Annotated in this window: 15 protein-coding genes and 1 pseudogene; 5 read left to right on the top strand and 11 right to left on the bottom strand. The window is 67.3% G+C overall.

What is annotated here, in order from left to right; genetic code table 11:
• Window positions 1–5: 5 nt before the first annotated feature.
• Both DIE17_RS20260 and DIE17_RS20255 read right to left on the bottom strand, forming a co-directional pair.
• Window positions 6–971 (bottom strand): ABC transporter permease, encoded by a 966-nt coding sequence (locus DIE17_RS20260; protein WP_044848041.1) that lies wholly within the window; start codon window positions 969–971, stop codon window positions 6–8.
• Between the two features lie 70 nt (window positions 972–1,041).
• The gene (locus DIE17_RS20255; protein ID WP_124487046.1) at window positions 1,042–2,079 is read right to left on the bottom strand and encodes an ABC transporter substrate-binding protein; all 1,038 of its coding nucleotides are present in this window, start codon (window positions 2,077–2,079) and stop codon (window positions 1,042–1,044) included.
• Between the two features lie 573 nt (window positions 2,080–2,652).
• Between DIE17_RS20255 and DIE17_RS20250 the strand changes: the two genes are divergently transcribed.
• Both DIE17_RS20250 and DIE17_RS20245 read left to right on the top strand, forming a co-directional pair.
• The gene (locus DIE17_RS20250; protein ID WP_124487047.1) at window positions 2,653–3,804 is read left to right on the top strand and encodes a porin; all 1,152 of its coding nucleotides are present in this window, start codon (window positions 2,653–2,655) and stop codon (window positions 3,802–3,804) included.
• Between the two features lie 885 nt (window positions 3,805–4,689).
• The gene (locus tag DIE17_RS20245) at window positions 4,690–6,066 is read left to right on the top strand and encodes an acetate kinase (protein WP_124487048.1); all 1,377 of its coding nucleotides are present in this window, start codon (window positions 4,690–4,692) and stop codon (window positions 6,064–6,066) included.
• Window positions 6,067–6,162: 96 nt separating this feature from the next.
• Here DIE17_RS20245 and DIE17_RS20240 read toward each other — a convergent pair whose 3' ends face one another.
• The 8 genes and pseudogenes from DIE17_RS20240 to DIE17_RS20205 form a co-directional block, all read right to left on the bottom strand.
• Entirely contained in the window at window positions 6,163–6,873 is a 711-nt protein-coding gene (locus tag DIE17_RS20240) for a hypothetical protein (protein WP_124487049.1), read from the bottom strand.
• Window positions 6,874–6,881: 8 nt separating this feature from the next.
• Window positions 6,882–7,574 carry a C39 family peptidase gene (locus DIE17_RS20235; RefSeq protein ID WP_124487050.1) on the bottom strand — a complete coding sequence of 231 codons (693 nt, stop codon included), beginning with the start codon at window positions 7,572–7,574 and terminating at the stop codon, window positions 6,882–6,884.
• 3 nt (window positions 7,575–7,577) lie between these two features.
• Window positions 7,578–8,066 carry a hypothetical protein gene (locus DIE17_RS38030; RefSeq protein ID WP_124487051.1) on the bottom strand — a complete coding sequence of 163 codons (489 nt, stop codon included), beginning with the start codon at window positions 8,064–8,066 and terminating at the stop codon, window positions 7,578–7,580.
• Between the two features lie 230 nt (window positions 8,067–8,296).
• Window positions 8,297–9,541 carry a hypothetical protein gene (locus tag DIE17_RS20225; RefSeq protein ID WP_124487052.1) on the bottom strand — a complete coding sequence of 415 codons (1,245 nt, stop codon included), beginning with the start codon at window positions 9,539–9,541 and terminating at the stop codon, window positions 8,297–8,299.
• 713 nt (window positions 9,542–10,254) lie between these two features.
• A pseudogene (locus tag DIE17_RS38025) lies at window positions 10,255–10,374 on the bottom strand (glycine betaine/L-proline ABC transporter ATP-binding protein); the annotation flags it as partial.
• Window positions 10,375–10,514: 140 nt separating this feature from the next.
• Window positions 10,515–11,105, bottom strand: coding sequence for a class I SAM-dependent methyltransferase (locus DIE17_RS20215; RefSeq protein WP_044845405.1), 591 nt, complete (start codon window positions 11,103–11,105; stop codon window positions 10,515–10,517).
• 344 nt (window positions 11,106–11,449) lie between these two features.
• Window positions 11,450–13,171: a ubiquinone-dependent pyruvate dehydrogenase gene (gene poxB / locus DIE17_RS20210; protein WP_124487146.1), complete on the bottom strand. Its 1,722-nt coding sequence runs from the start codon at window positions 13,169–13,171 to the stop codon at window positions 11,450–11,452.
• 257 nt (window positions 13,172–13,428) lie between these two features.
• Window positions 13,429–13,956: an Lrp/AsnC family transcriptional regulator gene (locus DIE17_RS20205; protein WP_124487053.1), complete on the bottom strand. Its 528-nt coding sequence runs from the start codon at window positions 13,954–13,956 to the stop codon at window positions 13,429–13,431.
• 165 nt (window positions 13,957–14,121) lie between these two features.
• On the opposite strand from DIE17_RS20205, the gene mdeB reads away from it, so the two are divergent.
• From mdeB to DIE17_RS20190, 3 genes are all read left to right on the top strand, one after another.
• Entirely contained in the window at window positions 14,122–16,854 is a 2,733-nt protein-coding gene (gene mdeB, locus DIE17_RS20200) for an alpha-ketoglutarate dehydrogenase (RefSeq protein WP_124487054.1), read from the top strand.
• Between the two features lie 129 nt (window positions 16,855–16,983).
• Window positions 16,984–17,406 carry a hypothetical protein gene (locus DIE17_RS20195; RefSeq protein ID WP_124487055.1) on the top strand — a complete coding sequence of 141 codons (423 nt, stop codon included), beginning with the start codon at window positions 16,984–16,986 and terminating at the stop codon, window positions 17,404–17,406.
• Window positions 17,403–17,606 carry a hypothetical protein gene (locus DIE17_RS20190; RefSeq protein WP_124487056.1) on the top strand — a complete coding sequence of 68 codons (204 nt, stop codon included), beginning with the start codon at window positions 17,403–17,405 and terminating at the stop codon, window positions 17,604–17,606. The genes DIE17_RS20195 and DIE17_RS20190 overlap by 4 nt, the downstream gene beginning before the upstream one ends.
• Window positions 17,607–17,780: 174 nt before the next feature.
• On the opposite strand, the gene DIE17_RS20185 is transcribed toward DIE17_RS20190, so the two are convergent.
• Window positions 17,781–18,281 carry an Lrp/AsnC family transcriptional regulator gene (locus tag DIE17_RS20185; protein WP_124487057.1) on the bottom strand — a complete coding sequence of 167 codons (501 nt, stop codon included), beginning with the start codon at window positions 18,279–18,281 and terminating at the stop codon, window positions 17,781–17,783.
• Between the last annotated feature and the right edge of the window lie 24 nt (window positions 18,282–18,305).

The raw sequence follows: 18,305 nt of genomic DNA, 5'->3' as shown, positions 1-18,305 counted from the left end.
CGTTCCTATGCGCGCGACGATTGCGTCGCCTGATTCGAATCGACGCCCGCCGACTCCGCCTTGCGCGGCAGCCGGTACGGCACGCGCGACGCGCCCTTCTGTCGGCGCTGCTGTGCGAGCCGGCGGCGCGCGCGCCGCTCCTGGCCGAAGCCCTGGCTGATCCGGTCGATCACGATCGCGAGGATCACGATCGCGAGGCCGGCCTGCGTGCCCTTGCCGACGTCGAGCGTCTGAATGCCCGCGAGCACGTCCTCGCCGAGCCCGCGCGAGCCGATCATCGACGCGATCACGACCATCGACAGCGCCATCATCGTCGTCTGGTTGATGCCGGCCATGATGCTCGGCCGCGCGAGCGGCAACTGCACGTTGACGAGCAATTGCCAGCGCGTCGTGCCGAACGCACGCGCGGCTTCCGTCACGTCCGGATCAACCTGGCGGATGCCGAGATCGGTCAGGCGGATCAGCGGCGGCAGCGCGTAGATGATCGTCGCGAGGATCGCGGGCACCTTGCCGAGGCCGAACAGCATCAGCACCGGGATCAGGTACACGAAGCTCGGCAGCGTCTGCATCACGTCGAGCACGGGCAGCAGCATCCGGCGCAGCCATGCGCTGCGCGACGCGAGGATGCCGGCCGGCACGCCGATCGCAACCGACAGCACCGTCGCGACGAGCATCAGCGCGAGCGTCTGCATCAGCTTGTCCCACAGGCCGAAGCAGCCGATCGCGTAGAGCAGCAGCATGAAGAGCGCGCCGAGGCCGATGCGGCGCGTCGCGTTCCACGCGATCGCGCCGACGACCAGCAGCACGAGCCACGGCGGCGCGACGCGCAGCGCGCCTTCGAGCGGCACGAGCAGGTAGCGCAACACGAGCGCGCTGAAGTGATGGAAGCTGTCGCCGTATTGCGCGACGAACGTCTCGAGCGCGCTGTTCACCCAGTCGGCGATCGACAGGTGCAGAAAGAAGCCGTTCATGTTGATTCTCCGTCGCGCCGCGAAGGCGCGTGACGGCGGCGGCGGGCGCGGGCCCGCCGCCGCGCGCAGGTTACGCGCCCTTCAGGCTGCCGGCGATCTTCTGCGCGACGTCGGCCGGCACCCACTGCTTCCACATGTCCTGGCGGGTCTTCAGGAACTGCGTGGCCATCGCCGCGCCGTCGATCTTCCTCGTCGTCATCTCGAGGATCGTCTGGTTCAGGAAGTCCATCGGGAAACGCACCTTGCCGAATACACCGACGAGATCGGGATTCGCATCGGCGAACGGCTTCGACACGCCGACCGTCAGCCGCGACACCATGTACGACGACGCGCACTGGTGCGTGCTGCTCTCGTCGCGCAACGTCTTCCAGCATGCTTCGTTATAGGCCGGCATCTTCAGCGCGGTGAACTTGTATTTCGCCATCAGCGCGGCCGGGCCCCAGTAATAGAACACGATCGGCGCGCCGCGCTGGTACGCGGACGCGATCGCCGCGTCGAGCGCCGCACCGGTGCCCGGGTGGAAGTTCGTGTACGACTGGTCGAGCTTGAGCACCTTCAGCAGGCGCGTGTTCACGCGCTCGCAGTCCCAGCCCGTCGGGCAGTTCAGGAAGCGGCCCTTGTCCGGTTCCTCCTCGTCGGCGAACACCTGCTTGAACTTCGGCAGATCGTCGACCGACACGAGCCCGGGCGCGACCGGCTTGATGTTGCGCGCCGGATCGCCCTTCACCACGTAGTCGGGCACGAACCAGCCTTCGGTCGTGCCGCCCGGCAGCGTGTCGCCGATCAGCTTCACGGCGCCCGACGAAACGGCCTTCGCGGTGATCTCGCTGCGGCCCGTCCACTGCTCGGCCCAGATCTGCAGGTCGTTGCGCGCGAGCGCCGTTTCGGTGGCGGCCGTGCTGCCCGGCACGACGTCCGTCTTGCAGCCGTAGCCCTTCTCCATGATCTGCCGCAGCACTTCGGTCGCGAACGACCCGCTCTCCCACGTGATGCCCGCGAAATGGACCGTCTTGCCGTCGGCGCACGCGCCGCCGGCCGCATGGGCCGCGGGCGCGGACAGGATCGCCGCGGCGGCGAGAAGGACCGTTTTCAGTCGTCGAATCTGCATGGTGGGTCGTCTCCAAATCGAATCTGTTGTTTGTGCGTCGCGGCATGCGCGGCGACCGGCAAATCGCGAAGCCAGCCACGTCCGGTCAGGCTGCATGGTCGAGCCACCAATATGTTTAGGGAAACGAGTAATTCCGATCATTGCAATCGGCAGCGCCAATCGATCGTCGGGTGCCTCGCATGGCCCGCCGGACGGGCCTCTCAGCCGATTCACCGGGCCCGCGCGCGGCCCGGAACGGGCTGCGTCGAGCCTTGTTCGGGCACCGCTCGCCCCGCGTTGAAGCGCGGCGCCGCGCACACCGTTTCGACCGTCGAAACGACCCGCCGCGCCCCATTGGCGAACCCGATCCCATCCATCGAAATTACTCGCTTTCGAATCCGTTTCGGCTTGGGAAGAATGCGCGGTGTCATCGGAGGAGACACGACCCGACCCAGCCGGTCGCCGCGCCGCCGCGCATCGCGCGCTTCCGGCGCCGCGCGCGCTGCGCCGGGTCGCCCCGGATGACGGGGCGCGCCTCGCCGGACGCGCTCACGACAACCGATACAAGAAGCTGGATATCCCGGAGATCTCTCAATGAAAAAGACCCTGACGGCGCTCGCCGTAACGGCAACCTTCGCAGCCCCCGCGTTCGCGCAAAGCAGCGTCACGCTGTACGGCGTGATCGACGAAGGCCTGAACTACACGAACAACGTCGGCACCGGCCACGTCTACGAGATGGCGAGCGGCTACGCGCAAGGCAGCCGCTGGGGCCTGAAGGGCAGCGAGGATCTCGGCGGCGGCATGAAGGCGATCTTCCAGCTCGAGAACGGCTTCGACGTGAACACCGGCCGGCTCAACCAGGGCGGCCGCATGTTCGGCCGCCAGGCATACGTCGGCCTGAGCCAGACGCAGTACGGCACGCTGACGTTCGGCCGCCAGTACGACTCCGTGGTCGACTATCTCGCGCCGACCACGGCCAACGGCAACTGGGGCGGCTACCTGCTCGCGCACCCGTTTGACAACGACAACACCGACAACTCGTTCCGCCTCGACAACACGGTGAAGTACGCGAGCCCGAACTTCGGCGGCTTCCAGTTCGGCGGTGCATACAGCTTCAGCAACAGCACGAACTTCTCGGACAACCGCGCGTACAGCTTCGGCGCGCAATACCAGAACAACGGCCTGCTGATCGGCGCCGCCTACCTGCAGGCGAACCGTCCGGGCGACGGCTCGGCCGGTGCGATCACCGCGAACGACGCGAGCTACATCGCCGAGCGCATGCGCGTGTTCGGCGCGGGCATCAACTACACGTTCGGACCCGCGACGGTCGGCTTCGCGTACACGAACTCGAACTACAAGAATCCGACCGGCAATGGCTACCTCGGCACGCCGGGCGCGATCATCGCACCGGGTGCGACCGTCAGCGCGATCAAGTACCAGAACTTCGAGGTGAACGGTTCGTACCAGATCACGCCGGCGTTCATGGTCGGCGCGCAGTACGTGTTGTCGCTCGAGAAGTACGACGCATCGACCGGCGACGCGAAGCCGAAGATCCACTCGGTCGGACTGATGGCCGACTACAACCTGTCGAAGCGTACCGACGTGTACGTGCAGGCCGCGTACCAGCACATCGCCGGCGACAAGACGAACTCGATCCTCGACAATGCGTTCATCCCCGGCACCGACGCGCCGTCGTCGACGTCGAACCAGGTGGCCGTGCGTCTCGCGCTGCGCCACAAGTTCTGACGCACCCCGGTTCTCCGTTCTTCACGCGACACCCGCGCCGCTCGGCCCGAGGTGTCTTCGCCCGCCCGCAAGCACCAGCCTGCCGGCGGGTTTTTTGTTTCGCGCCGCGACGACGCGAGGCAACGTGATTCGGCGCAGGTCGTGCGTGTGCCCGGTCAACGCTGACAGGACAACCGCCCACGATTCGCCGGTACGCTGCGTGCCACCTCGACGTCAGGCACCGCCCATGCCGCACGACGAGCGCGACGTATCGCGCGGGCATCAAGCCCGAGCCGTATTCCCGATACCTGATCGCGTTCAACCCGTGCCGGCCGACGAGCCGCGGCACGATCGCGCTCGCGTCGAATCGTTTCCCGCGCAACCGACGCGCCGCACGGATGGAAGGGAACGCGCGACTTCCGCGCGATCGCCTCTCCGGCAACGGCGGTCGCCCCCCTGCATCGCCTGATCGGAACAACGCCCGCCGGAACACGGGAAAACACTGCCATGAATCCGCCGCGCAGCCTGCGCGCACGGGCTCGAAACGTGCATTCGGTTTTGACGCAAGCCCCCGTGAAACAGGGAGAACCGTGACGTCCGTCGTCCACCGTACGCGGGCAAGGGTTTGTCTGGTTGGCTTTCGATGCCCGCCTGCACTAGCCTCGTGAGGTCTGCCCCCGCGTCGTTCGGCCGGCGGGACATGACGTCGTGCACATTGACAATCGAGTGTCGGCGCGCGGCCTCGCTGCCGAAGTTTCATTGCGTTCGATCACGCATGTCGTTGCCGCCGGAGAAACATCCTCTGGCTCGCGCGCGATGTGACGCGAGGCGATCCGGGGCAACACGCGCGCCGGCCAGCCGTCGGTGTGCACCGGGGAACCGCAGGCCCGATCGTGGAGACGCACCGTGAAGCGCATGCCATTTCGCTGCATCCATGCCATCAGCTATGCAAGCGTGCTGCTCTTTCAGGCCCAGGCGCAAGCGCAGTCGCTGGACGCCCAGTCGACGCAGGAGAACATTTCCGCGCTGCGCCAGGAAGTCGATCGCCATCTGCAGGAACTGAGTGCGCTCAAGCGCAAACTGGCCGACGAGGAAGCCAATCTCTCCCGCCTGAGCCGGGCGCTGGACAACCGCGAACTCGCGGCCCGGCGTGGCGCGGGCACCGGCGATGCCGGCGGCTCCGGCGACGCGGCGACGCAGGCCGATACCGGCTCCCCGGGCGGCGCGCCCGACGCGGCCGGCAACGCCCCCGGCAACGTGCAATCTTCGGCCGGGTCCGCCGCGCCGCCGAGCCGGCCGGTCGGCCAGGCGCCGGTGGCGGAAACCGCACCGCCGCCTGTCGCGCCGATCTTCGATCAGCCCGGCGTGCTGACGCCGAAGAACAAGTTCGTCGTCGAGCCGTCGTTCCAGTTCAGCTATTCGTCGTCGAACCGCGTCGCCCTCGTCGGCTACACGATCATCCCGGCGCTGCTGATCGGCCTGGTCGACGTGCGGGAAGTCAAGACGACCACGCTGACGGGCGCGGTCGCGGTGCGCTACGGGATCACCAACCGGATGGAAGTCGAAGTCCGCGTCCCCTATGTGTACTCGACGAACGACACGATCAGCCGCGAGATCTTCACCGGCACCGCCCAGGACAACGCGTTCAACAGCCACGGCAAAGGCCTCGGCGACGTCGAAATGACGCTGCGCTACCAGTTCAATACCGGCGGCCCCGACAAGTTCTATTACATCGGCTGGCTGCGCTTCAAGAGCGCCACCGGCAAGAGCCCGTTCGACGTCGTCACCGACTGCGTCACGCGCTGCGTCGGCAATGCCACCGGCACCGGCCTGCCGCTCGAGCAGCCGACGGGCTCCGGCTTCTACGCGATCCAGCCTGGCCTCACGTGGCTCTTTCCGTCCGACCCGGTGGTGTTCTTCGGCAACCTGAGCTATCTGCACAGCTTCAGCCGCGACAATCTCAGCCTCACGATTCGCGATGGACAGAAGGACTTCATCGGCAAGGTGCAGCCCGGCGACATCTGGGGTTTCAATATCGGCATGGGCCTCGCGCTGAACGAGAAGGCGTCGGTGAGCCTCGGCTACGACCAGAGCATCGTACTGCCGACGAAACAGAACGGCCAGACGGTGCCCAGTTCGGTGCGCGTGATCCTCGGCTCACTGCTCCTCGGTTACTCGTACCGGTTGTCGCCGAAGACCACGCTGAATCTCTCGATCGGCGCCGGCCTCACACGCGACACGCCGGACGTGGTCATGACGCTGCGCGTGCCGATTGCATTCTGATCGCAAGCGTGCGCGTGCGGCGGGCTGCGCGCCGCACGCGGGCCCCGGCGCGCCAGTGCGCGCTCATCTGCCATTCCTCGGTCGCTCACCGAGCCTTCATCGCCCCGGCAACACGCCGATCAACGCATTGTTCAGCGTCGACATCACGTTCAGGTTCTTGAACGTCGACAGTGTGTTGACGGTCGTGTTGATCGTCGTCACCGCCTGGATCTGCTGGTTGTTCAACGTGTTCTGGATTACCGCGCCGGTCAGCGCCGGCAGCGCGGCGGGCTGCGCGGCGTTGCCGGCGCCGACCTGGATCAGCGCGCCCGCGTTCGCGGCCGCCAGCGCCTGCGCCTGTTGCGCGGTGATATGACTGATGTCCGGGATATTGAAGCTGGTCGTCGTGACCAGATTGCCGTTCACGAACGCGACACGCGACACGCCGAACGAAACCTTCAGACCGCTCGGCATATCGAAGCCGCCGCGCATCGCATCGAGGCGCGCGTCGCTGAGCGCGATCGCGCCGGCTGCCGGCCAGTTCCGTTCCTGCGCGCCGCCCGGCTCCGCGGCCGGCGTCCCTGCCGCGCACTCACCCATCGCGAGCGGCACGGCACGCAGGATCGGCACCTCGCCGGCCCGCGACTCCACAGGCGCCATATCGGCGCCCGCGTTCGCGGCGGATGCCTCGACGACGCCGCTCGTCTGCGCGACCGGCACGTCGGCCGCGGCCAGCGCGTCGTCCTGCATCGCCGCCGCACTCACGGACGTCACCCCGCCGCACACCATCACGGCGATGCCGGCGATGTTCCTGGTCTGGGATCTCATGACGGTCCTCAGAAGTCGTTCGGGCCGTGCTTCGGCATCACGACGTTGTACAGGCCGTCGCGCGCGATACCGGTGTAGAGCGGCGCGCTGGGCGCGACGCGCCAGTCACGCGGGTCGTTGAACACCGCCAGCTCGGGCCGGTTGTGAATCACGAAAATCACATGGTCTTCCCACTTCTGCTCGAAGCTCGCCAGCGACATCGGGCGCGTGCCGGTGGCCGGATCGCCGACGAGCACACGCCCGTCACGCAGCCCCTTCACGACCACGAAATGGTGATAGCCGTGCTCGGTGATCAACACGATCGCCGGCGTGTGCGTCCTGGCGAGCGTCTGCAACGGCAGCTCGAAGCCGTCCGCGACGAAGCCGTGCGCGTCGAGAAACCGCCGGATGTCGAGCAGCGAGAAGCCCTGCTGGCGAATCTTCTCCTGATTGCCGTTCTCCCACATCTGGGCGAAGGCGGTCTGCTCGGTCATCGGATAGTCGTACTGATAAGTCAGCAGCGTCGCGACGGCAGCCGACCCGCAACTGAAATCGAATTGCTGCTTGACGGTGCGCTTGAAGCGGGCCTCCTTGAGACTCGTGACGTGCATCGCATAGCCGGCGCCCGCCGGATCGACGACCGTCATCTCGTCCGCCCATGCAACCGGGACGGACAGCGCGTAAGCGAGCGCCGCGATGCATGCTGCGGCAACCGGTCTCATCGCTCAGTTCCCGAAGCGCACGTTGAGCACCGTCGCGTTCTGAATCAGCACGTTGGCGCCGGTATTCTGGATGACCGTAGGCAGGCCGCTCGCATTGGCGAACGAGCCGTCGGCGATCGAATTCGAGCCGGTCGACACGCGGTTCGCCACGTTGTCGGTCACCGCGCCGGTCAGATAGTTTTGGCCGATCAGCGCATCGCCGCCCCGATGCTCATCGAGCTGGTCAGGCGTCATCGCGACACCGAAGCTGCCCGCTTGAGCGGTCGCGGTGTCGGTCGCAGCGGGTATGGCTGCCGCAGGGGGCGCGACGGCCGCGGCCGGATCGGCGTGATCCGCGCGCTCGGCGGGTGGGGAAGCTGCGGCTGCCGGCGCAACATCGGCGGTGGCCTCCGCCGCAACGGTTCGCGACCCGTCAGCCGTGGCATGGGCCATCAGGCCCGGCAGCAGCGCCGCAGGCAATATCACCAGCAAAAGTGCCGTTCGGATTCGCATGGCTGTCTCCTTGGTCCCTGCGCGAGCCGGCCCGAAACCGGCGCACAGGGAGCGGAATCCGCGTGACCGTCGATCGACGGAAATCAGCCCGGCCTGCGCCAACGAGAGCGAGACGGCCGTTCGGCCATCCCGCCCTCGCCGGCGGTCCTGTCCATCGGCGATGGAACGCAAGTCGCGGGCTCGCCTGCGCCCGCGTCAATGCATCCGGCTCGCCAGGACCGGCCGGCCGGCTAACGTCCTACGGACAGGTTCGCCTGCACGGTCACAGCCTGCTGAACCAACGACGCCATGCCGCTGTTCTGGTTGGCGACCATGATGCCCGCGGCGGTCTGGCCGACGCTCGCCATCGCGTTGGACATGTTGAACGTCCCCGCGTTGACCGCATTGGCTCCGCCTGCGCCACCCGCGCCGCCGACCGCGCCGTTACCGACACCGCCGTTGCCCGTGCCGCCTGCGCCGCCCGCGCCGCCCATCGCGCCCACCGCGCCGCTACCCGCGGTTGCGCCGCCGTTGCTGGCCGTCGTCGTCGCGCCGCCGTTCGTCGCGCCGCCGCCCGTGCCCGCGCCGCCGGCACCGCCGTTGCCCGCCGTGGCCGCCGCCGCGCCGCCGGTGCCGCCCGCGGCCGCACCCGCGCCGCCGATGCCCGCGCCCGATCCGCCCGAAGCGGTCGACGTACCCGCCGACCCTGCGCCGCCTGAGCCACTGCCCGAGCCGGTGCCGGTACCCGTGCCGGTGCCGGTGCCGCTGCCGGCCGATGCCGACGCGCTTCCGCTGCCATGATTCCTGGCCCATGCGGAGCCGGGATTGGCTGTGCCGGTGCCGCCGCCCCAGCCTGTGCCGCTGCCCTTGCCGGAACCGCCTACGCCGACCGAGGCCGCGATCGCGCCGCCGCCCGTGCCGGAGCCGGAGCCGCCGCTCGCAGTGGCATTGCCGCCGCCCCCGCCGCTGGCGTCAGGTGAGCCGCCGGCTCCGCCGCCGCCGCCGTTGCCGGTGCCGGCCGTCGCGCTGCCATTGCTGGCGTTACCCGCCGTGGCGCTGCCGTTATGCGCGCTGCCGCCTTTGCCGCCGGCGCCGCCTGCACCGCCGCTTCCGCCATTACCGCCGATGCCGCCGTAGCCATACCCGTTGCCGCCCTTGCCGCCGCTTCCGCCGGCCGCGCTGCCCGAGTTGGTCGCGTTGTTGCCGATGCCCCAGACCTGGACATTGCTCACGTACCCGTCGAGTTTGCTGATCGCGACGATCTTGGTGCTGTTGTACGAATCCTGGTAGACACTCGCGCCAGGCGAAACTTCATTCGCATTGGACCCGGTGGAGCTGGTCTGGGTTGAGCTGACTGCGTTGCTGAGAGTGTTCGATCCGTCATCGGCTTTCTGACTGCATGTCGAACTGGTATCGCTGCTGCATGGATTCGCCATTGCGTAGCCGCTGCATCCCAAGGCGAGAAGCGCAGCAGACGCCAATAGAGTTTTGCGCATGAAATCCTCCTGAAGTAACGAGGAACGGCTTGGCCAACTGCACCAATCCGGAGGACAACACGCATCGGCGATGCCAATCCCAGCCAGCTGCCTGACGACAGGGAGCCGGTTGGATGCTTTGCGCGACATAACCCGCCTCGCCCGATTCCGGCATGCGATTTATGTTTCAGGTCTGAAACGTGTCGATCGGCACGGGGCCGGGACACCCTCGACCCGCGGATGGATTTCTCTCTGTATTCAAACGCTTGTCCGATCTTCCGAAGAAGGTCCCTGCAAGCGCGGAATGTTTCACTTTTGAACGGCCGCGGCCGGCCCATATGGGTATGCCCGTAGCACCGGATATTCAATCCCAATCGCAAACGCAGGCCCGGCAAGGACGCCCGCCGAATTCATTCCGATGAGGCATCAAAATCCCGCATGGAGTGCCATTTAGAAATGTTTCGACTATGATTCGGCGCTTTTTCCTCGGATCCTGTCCGCGACGAGCACGGGCGCGCGCGAGTCCGGTTATCGGCCGGAACGAGGATTCCTGACGGCAAGCGCCGTGGAATGGCGACGCACATCCCCCCGAGATGCGCCGCACGTGACCCACGGGCTGCCTGCGGTGCAACCGCGTGCGGGTACCGGCAGGCTGCCGCTCAAAACGCAGGAGAAACGCCCCCGTGCTTCGCTGGCCCGCTCCCGGCAGATCGGTTCGCATTCCTCTGCTTCTCGACGAACCGCCGCACATCATCGTCCGCCGGACGCGACAGGATGTCGTCCGGCGTGCCGTCGCGCAGGATCGCGATCCGGTCGCCGATCCGCGATGCGTCGTCGAGATCGTGCGTGATGAAGCGGCTACGCGACGCCGCTCGACCGCTTCATCAGGCGGGTCGCATCGCGGCCTGCGGCGCGCGTGCCGGACGCCGCAACATGAGCCGCGACCGACGGCCTCCGCAGGGTCGATGAAAGGTAGCGTGTCAGGATGCGGGCATCACGCCACCTGTCCGATGGCGGCCCTGCGCATCGTGACGATGCGCGCGGGCGGAATATTTGCCCACACGATCCGGCTGGCATCGGCAACGAATGCCGGATCGCGCAGCGGGTGACGCTCGGGCACGCGCAGGTCGTAGGTGAACTGGATCATCACGCCGTCGACCGACAGCACACGCTCGCACTGCCCGACGATCGCCGTCACGTCCTCGCGCGGCAACGTGCGCAGCGGCAGGCAGGACACGATCGCGTCGACACGCGCATCGGGCGGCAGCAGCCGCTCGAGCTGCCGCGCGTCGCCCGATACGATCGAAATCCCGGGAAAGCGCCGCCGCAGGTGCTGCACGAACGCCGGCGCCCGCTCGACCACGACGAGGCGCCCCGGCGCGACGCCGCGTTCGAGCAACGCGGCGGTGATCGCACCGGTGCCGCCGCCGAGCTCGACGACGAGCCCGTCGCCGTCCGGCACCGCATCGGCCATCTCGCGCGCCAGATGCCGCGAACTCGGGCACAACGCGCCCACCGCGGCCGGGCGGCCGACCCACTCTCGCACGAACAGTGCCGAGACACGCAACGCGTTCGGCCAGATCATCGGCCAACCTTGCGCGGTTGCGCCATCAGCTTCGGCGTGCCAATGACTGCCTGTAACAGGGCTACGACGCCACGGGGCTCTTTCACGTGCATCCTCCTGAACAAATCCGTCCGCCACGCACGCGCGGCGCTCCATCGATTCTAGGAAATGCAAACTTAAGGCGACGTGAAGATTGTCCCTGATTGCGCCGCCACTGCCGGCCGTGCAATCGACGGCTTCCCGCTCGGCGGTCGACGCGCCGCCGAAGCTGCGCGGGATACCGCGCGCCGACGATCGTGACCTGCCGCAGGGCCGTCTCGATCGCCGACGGTTCGCCGCTCGACGGTTCGCGCCGCCCCGCCGCCTCACCGCAGATTGGTCCGCGCCAGCTCGACGATCTCGTCGCCGCGCCCGCTGAGGATCGCGCGCAGCATGAACAGGCTGAAGCCCTTCGCATGCGCGAACTCCATCTTCGGCGGCATCGCCAGTTCGTACTTCGACGTCACGACGTCGACGACCGCCGGCCCGTCGTGCGCGAATGCGGTGCGCAGCGCGTGCTCGACGTTCTCCGAATGCTCGACGCGCACGCTGAAGATCCCCGCGCCCTTCGCGATCGCCGCGAAGTCGGTCGGGCTCAGGTCGACGTTCGTGTCGAGATAGCCGGCCGCCTTCAGCTCCATCGACACGAAGCCGAGCAAGCTGTTGTTGTAGACGACGATCTTGATCGGCAGGTCGAGCTGGCGCGCGGTCAGAAGATCGCCGAGCAGCATCGACAGTCCGCCGTCGCCCGACAGCGACACGACCTGCCGCCCAGGGTGCGCGCCCTGCGCGCCGAGCGCCTGCGGCATCGCGTTCGCCATCGAGCCGTGATTGAACGAACCGTGCAGCTGGCGCTTGCCGTTCATCGTCAGGTAGCGCGCGGCCCACAGCGTCGGCGTGCCGACGTCGGCCGTGAAGATCGCGTCGTCGGCCGCGACTTCGTCGACGATCTTCGTCAGGTATTGCGGATGGATCGCGCGGCCCGGCGGCTCGGCCACCGCGAGATCGTCGAGGCCCTTGCGCGCGGCCGCGTAGTGCTTCAGCGCGTTCTCGAGGAAGTGCCGCTGCGTCTTGCGCGTGAGGCGCGGCAGCAGCGCGGCGACCGTTTCCTTCACGGTGCCGACGAGGCCGAGCGCGAGCGGCGCGCGATGGCCGAGCTGCGAGCCCTTCCAGTCGATCTGCGCGACCTTCGCATTCGTCGGATAGAACGGCCGGTACGGGAAGTCCGTGCCGAGCATCAGCAGCGTGTCGCACGATTCCATCGCGTGATAGCCGGAGCTGAAGCCGATCAGCCCCGTCATCCCGACGTCGAACGGGTTGTCCCATTCGACGAACGGCTTGCCGCGCAGCGCATGCACGACCGGCGCGCCGAGCGTGTCGGCCAGCGCGACCACTTCGTCGTGCGCGCCCTGCGTGCCGCTGCCGCACAGCAGCGTGACCGCGTCCGATCCATTGAGCAGCGCCGCGAGCCGATCGAGATCGGCGTCCGCCGGCAGGATCGACGGTGGCGCCGAGTCGCTCCACGCGGGCGCTTCCTCCGGGCCGTCGCCGAGCGCGATGTCGCCCGGCAGCACGATCACCGCGACGCCGCGTTCCTCGATCGCGGTGCGCATCGCGCGCGCGAGCACGCGCGGGAACTGCGACGCGTTCGTCACGAGTTCCGCGAAATGGCTGCATTCGCGGAACAGGTCCTGCGGATGGGTTTCCTGGAAGTAGCCGAGGCCGATCTCGGTCGACGGAATGTGCGCGGCGATCGCGAGCACCGGCTGGTGATTGCGGTGGCAGTCGTACAGCCCGTTGATCAGGTGCAGGTTGCCGGGGCCGCAGCTGCCCGCGCACACCGCGAGCCGTCCGGTCGACGCTGCATCCGCGCCCGCGGCGAACGCCGCGCTTTCCTCGTGCCGCGTATGCATCCAGCGGATCGAGCCGATCTGGCCCAGGCTGAACGACAGGCCGTTCAGGCTGTCTCCCGTCACGCCCCAGATGCGCTCGACGCCCGCTGCCGCCAGCGTCTTCGCCAGGTATTCCGCCATCGTCTGTCTAGCCATCATGCCCTCGCTCGTTGATCGGTCGTCACACGATTGAATCGGCTCCGGCAGCCGCCTTCGCCGCTGACCGAACGAGCATACGCGATCGTGCCGCGCGGCGTCGTGAAGACGCGGGCGCCCCGCGCGGCAAGGCGCAGCGACGCGCAGCGACCGGATCTGCGGCAGTCCGCCCCTTTCGACGGCGTCGGGCAATCGTCGGCGCGTTGTCGCCGTTTCGTCTGAAACCTGAAACCGGACGGGGCGCCGGCGCCCCGCGCTCAGCCCCAGTCGGACGCCGACTCGTCGGGATCGACGAGCGTCAGCCCGGCCGCCGGCAGCGGCAGCGCGGTCTTGTAGCGCACCTGCTTCAGCGCGAAGCTCGACCGGATGTTCGACACGCCGGGAATCGTTGTCAGCCGCTCGATGATGAAGCGCTCCAGCGTGCGCATGTCGGGCATCACGACGCGCAGCAGATAGTCGGCGTCGCCCGACATCAGGTAACACTCCATCACCTCGGGCCGCTGCGAGATCGCCTCCTCGAAACGCTGCAGCGCATCCTCGACCTGCTTCTCGAGGCTGACCTGGATGAACACGTTGATCCGCAGCCCGAGCGGCTCGGGATCGAGCAGCGTGACCTGCTGGCGGAACAACCCGAGCTTCTCCAGCGCGCGCACGCGATTGAAGCACGGCGTGGCGGACAGGTTCACCGCGCGCGCGAGCTCCGCGTTCGTGATGCGCGCGTTCTGCTGCAGCTGGTTCAGGATGCCGATGTCGATGCGGTCGAGCCGACGCGGGTTTGCGCTCATGGTCGAAATATTCCGGAAGAGTGGCCACAACCGGAATATTTACACTATCCGTGAGCGAAATCCCAATGAAATCAGACGCATATTTTGCGGATCGGCGGGTAGCATGATCCGACCGATTGCCACTGATTGCGCGCCGCTCCGAACCGGCGCGCGGGGAGACCTGCGATGACGGACCTGTCGAACGGAATCGACGCCACACGGCGCGCGGGCGCGGCTCACGCCGACGCCGACCCGGAAGAAACCGCCGAATGGCTGGAAGCGCTCGACGCCGTCGTCGCGCACGTCGGCAAGGAACGCGCGCAGTACCTGCTCGGCCGGCTCGCCGCGCATGCGCACACCCGCGGGCTCGCGGCGCCGCGCGGCCCCGTCACGCCGTACCTGAACACGATCGCCGCGCACGAACAGCCGCCGTATCCGGGCGACGCCGAGCTCGAGGAACGGCTGTCCGCCGCGCTGCGCTGGAACGCGCTCGCGATGGTCGTGCGCGCGAACCGCGCATACGGCGAACTCGGCGGCCACATCGCGAGCTACGCGTCGGCGTCGGACCTGTTCGAAGTCGGCTTCAACCATTTCTTCCGTGCGGCGCCGGTCGACGCAGGCCATGAAAGCGGCCCGGGCGGCGACCTCGTGTACTTCCAGCCGCATTCGTCGCCGGGCGTGTATGCGCGCGCGTATCTCGAAGGCTTCCTCACTGAAGATCACCTGAAGCACTACCGTCGTGAAATCGCCGGGCCCGGGCTGTGTTCGTATCCGCACCCGTGGCTGATGCCGGATTTCTGGCAGTTCCCGACCGGCTCGATGGGCATCGGTCCGATCAACGCGATCTACCAGGCGCGCTTCATGCGCTACCTGCAGCATCGCGGGCTCGCGAACACCGCCGGCCGCACCGTGTGGGGCTTCTTCGGCGACGGCGAGATGGACGAGCCCGAATCGCTCGGCGCGCTGTCGCTCGCCGCGCGCGAAGGGCTCGACAACCTCGTGTTCGTGATCAACTGCAACCTGCAGCGGCTCGACGGCCCGGTGCGCGGCAACGGCCGCGTGATCGACGAGCTCGAAGCGCTGTTCGCCGGCGCCGGCTGGAACACGATCAAGGTGCTGTGGGGCTCCGACTGGGATCCGCTGTTCGCGCGCGATCACGCGGGCGCCCTCGCGCGCGCGTTCGCCGACACCGTCGACGGCCAGTTCCAGACCTTCTCCGCGAACGACGGCGCGTACAACCGCGCGCGCTTCTTCAGCGGCGACCCGGCGCTCGAAGCGCTGGCCGCCCAGCTCACCGATGCGGAAATCGACCGCCTGCGCCGCGGCGGCCACGATGCGCGCAAGCTGCACGCCGCGTATGCGCGCGCGCTCGCCCATCGCGGCCAGCCGACCGTGATCCTCGCGAAGACGATGAAGGGTTATGGAATGGGCACGGCCGGCCAGGGGCGGATGACCACTCACCAGCAGAAGAAGCTCGACGTCGACGACCTGAAGGCGTTCCGCGACCGTTTCCGGTTGCCGCTGTCGGACGGCGACGTCGAGCAGTTGAAGTTTTACAAACCAGCGGAAGACAGCCCGGAAATGCGTTACCTGCATGCACGCCGGGCTGCCCTGGGAGGCTATCTGCCCAGAAGGCGGATGGCGGCATCGAAGGGGCTGACCGTCCCTTCGATGCCGGCCTGGGGTGCGTTCGCGCTGGAGGCGGCCGGCCGCGAGATGTCGACGACGATGGCGCTCGTGCGCATGCTCGCCGCGTTGATCAAGGATCGCGACATCGGTCCGCGCGTGGTGCCGATCGTGGCCGACGAGGCGCGCACGTTCGGCATGGCGAGCCTGTTCCGGCAGGTCGGCATCTACTCGCCGCTCGGACAGCGCTACGAACCGGAGGATCTCGGCTCGATGCTCTATTACCGCGAGGACACGCGCGGCCAGATTCTCGAGGAAGGGATTTCGGAAGCCGGCGCGGTGTCGTCGTGGATCGCCGCCGCGACCGCGTACAGCGTGCACGACCTGCCAATGCTGCCGTTCTACATCTACTACTCGATGTTCGGTTTCCAGCGCATCGGCGACCTGATCTGGGCCGCTGCCGACCAGCGCTCGCGCGGCTTCCTCGTCGGCGCGACGTCGGGCCGTACGACGCTCGGCGGCGAGGGCCTGCAGCACCAGGACGGCAGCAGCCATCTCACGGCGTCGACGATTCCGAACTGCCGCGCTTACGACCCGGCGTTCGCGTACGAAGTCGCAACGATCATCGATGCCGGCATGCGCGAGATGGTCGAACAGCAGCGTGACGTGTTCTATTACGTGACCGTCATGAACGAGAACTATGCGCAGCCGTCGATGCCCGACGACGATCCGGCCGCACGACGCGAAGGCATCCTGAAGGGCATGCATCGGCTGCCGTCCGCAGTGAACGCGACCGCGCGCGTGCAGTTGTTCGGCGCGGGCGCGATTCTCGGCGAAGTGCTCACCGCGCAGCGGATGCTGAAGGACGACTGGAATATCGATGCAGCCGTGTGGAGCGTCACGAGTTTCAGCGAGTTGCAGCGCGACGGGATGGAAGCCGAACGGCTGTCTCGGCTCGGCGACGGATCGGCATCGTCGTATGTCACGCGGATGCTTGATGGAACGCAGGGCCCGGTAATCGCCGCGACCGATTACGTGCGTGCGGTGCCCGAGCTGATCCGCGCGTACGTGCAGCGCCGCTACGTGACGCTCGGCACCGACGGGTTCGGCCGCAGCGACACGCGCGACGCGCTGCGCGCGTTCTTCGAAGTCGATCGCGCGAGCATCGTGCTCGCCGCGCTGAAGGCGCTGGCTAATGACGGGGAACTCGATGCGGCGGCGCTGGATACTGCGCGCGAACGGCTCGGCAAGACGGTGCGGCAGCAGCCGGGCGCGGCGCCGTGGCAACGCTGAGCGCGCCATGTAGCGCCCATTTTCGAGATGGCGGGCGAAGACGAATAGGTAGAATAAGTCCATTCGTCAGGAGAATTGCCCGTGCCAACACCGAGATGTTCGAGCTTTTCCGAAGCGTTTCAAGCAAACATGACCGCGCTGCATATGCCCGTTCCCACAACGCTGTTTGCGACCCTGCAAACCGCGGTGGCGAGTGTCAGCACGATGATGGGCGCGCTCAAGACACTAGGTCCGGATGCGACGGTCGCGGAATTGTTTGGCGCGACCACGAAACTCGAAGTAGCAACCGTCGTTGGGGTGATCCTCGGCAGCGTCTATCTGGGCGCGGTCATTGGTAGCCTGATGGTCGCGACAGATGCTGCGTCGGCATGCGGCATCGGCAAACGGGGAACCGACCTGTCCTTGGCGGTTGCGCAATGGGGCGCGCGCCATCGCCTTGCGGTTCATCCATTGATCATGGCGCAAATCCTGCGGCATCCTGAAGTTCTCGCGCCCGGCCCGCATAGTTATCTCGGGTTGAAGGCAAACACTGCAATCCGGAGTACACGATGAAGTGGATTGTGGATCATTTGCTCCTCATCGTCACGGCGCTGATTTGCACCGCCGTAGGATGGACCATCATCGCCGCGACCGGCGAATGGTTTCCCACCCTGATGATAGTGATCGCGTTCGCAACGTTGTGGGGCGATAACGCACGACTGCGAAAGCTACTCGAGCAAAACGGCATCGACCCCAGACAGCGCAAGCGATAGGAGTCGATTCGTTACGCCGGCAAGGAAAGCTATGCCTGCCCCTCTGTTTGATCACGTGAAGATTGGCCCTTGGTTATGCGGCGTCACCGGCGAGGTCCGCGTGCCGGTCGTACTCACTTCGCTTCTCCCGCTTGCCGCTAACGCAGCATGCGCGGCCATCCACATCCCGCTGCACTAAACCGGCAGCGCATGCGTCGACAAAATCTCCTTGAGCACCATGAACGAGCGCACCTGCCGCACGCCGGGCAGGTACAGCAGCTGTTCGGCGTGCAAGCGATTGAAGCTCTCGTTGTCGCGCGTGCGGACCAGCATGAAGTAGTCGAATTCGCCGGTCACCACGTGGCACTCGACGCACCCTGACACCTTCTGGGCAGCCTTCTCGAATTCGGCGAACGCCTCCGGCGTCGAACGATCGAGCACGAAGCCGATCACGACCAGCATCCCGGCACCGAGCGGCTTCGGATCGAGCAACGCGACGATGCCGCGGATCAACCCCATCTCCTTCAGCCGCTCGACGCGCCGCAGGCATGCCGGCGCGCTCAGCTTCACCTTCGCGGCGAGGCTCACGTTCGAGATCGACGCGTCCTGCTGCAGCTGCCGCAGGATCGCGCGGTCGATGCGATCGAGCGCCGGCGCGGCATCGGCGGGGGCGGCGCTGCTGCGATCTAATTTCATTGCGTCTCCGATTGATTCTGCGAA

The sequence above is a fragment of the Burkholderia sp. Bp9099 genome (assembly GCF_003857805.1).
Lineage (GTDB): Bacteria > Pseudomonadota > Gammaproteobacteria > Burkholderiales > Burkholderiaceae > Burkholderia.
The sequence above is the reverse complement of the archived record's forward strand: the minus strand, read 5'-3'. Positions and strand labels throughout refer to the sequence as shown.

Coding starts and splice junctions, on each gene's coding strand:
- DIE17_RS20185 (WP_124487057.1), bottom strand. CDS start 18,281: ATGAAATTAGATCGCAGCAGCGCCGCCCCCGCCGATGCCGCGCCGGCG.
- DIE17_RS20190 (WP_124487056.1), top strand. CDS start 17,403: ATGAAGTGGATTGTGGATCATTTGCTCCTCATCGTCACGGCGCTGATT.
- DIE17_RS20250 (WP_124487047.1), top strand. CDS start 2,653: ATGAAAAAGACCCTGACGGCGCTCGCCGTAACGGCAACCTTCGCAGCC.
- DIE17_RS20225 (WP_124487052.1), bottom strand. CDS start 9,541: ATGCGCAAAACTCTATTGGCGTCTGCTGCGCTTCTCGCCTTGGGATGC.
- DIE17_RS20215 (WP_044845405.1), bottom strand. CDS start 11,105: ATGATCTGGCCGAACGCGTTGCGTGTCTCGGCACTGTTCGTGCGAGAG.
- poxB (WP_124487146.1), bottom strand. CDS start 13,171: ATGGCTAGACAGACGATGGCGGAATACCTGGCGAAGACGCTGGCGGCA.
- DIE17_RS20260 (WP_044848041.1), bottom strand. CDS start 971: ATGAACGGCTTCTTTCTGCACCTGTCGATCGCCGACTGGGTGAACAGC.
- DIE17_RS20195 (WP_124487055.1), top strand. CDS start 16,984: ATGACCGCGCTGCATATGCCCGTTCCCACAACGCTGTTTGCGACCCTG.
- DIE17_RS20255 (WP_124487046.1), bottom strand. CDS start 2,079: ATGCAGATTCGACGACTGAAAACGGTCCTTCTCGCCGCCGCGGCGATC.
- mdeB (WP_124487054.1), top strand. CDS start 14,122: ATGACGGACCTGTCGAACGGAATCGACGCCACACGGCGCGCGGGCGCG.
- DIE17_RS38030 (WP_124487051.1), bottom strand. CDS start 8,066: ATGCGAATCCGAACGGCACTTTTGCTGGTGATATTGCCTGCGGCGCTG.
- DIE17_RS20240 (WP_124487049.1), bottom strand. CDS start 6,873: ATGAGATCCCAGACCAGGAACATCGCCGGCATCGCCGTGATGGTGTGC.
- DIE17_RS20235 (WP_124487050.1), bottom strand. CDS start 7,574: ATGAGACCGGTTGCCGCAGCATGCATCGCGGCGCTCGCTTACGCGCTG.
- DIE17_RS20205 (WP_124487053.1), bottom strand. CDS start 13,956: ATGAGCGCAAACCCGCGTCGGCTCGACCGCATCGACATCGGCATCCTG.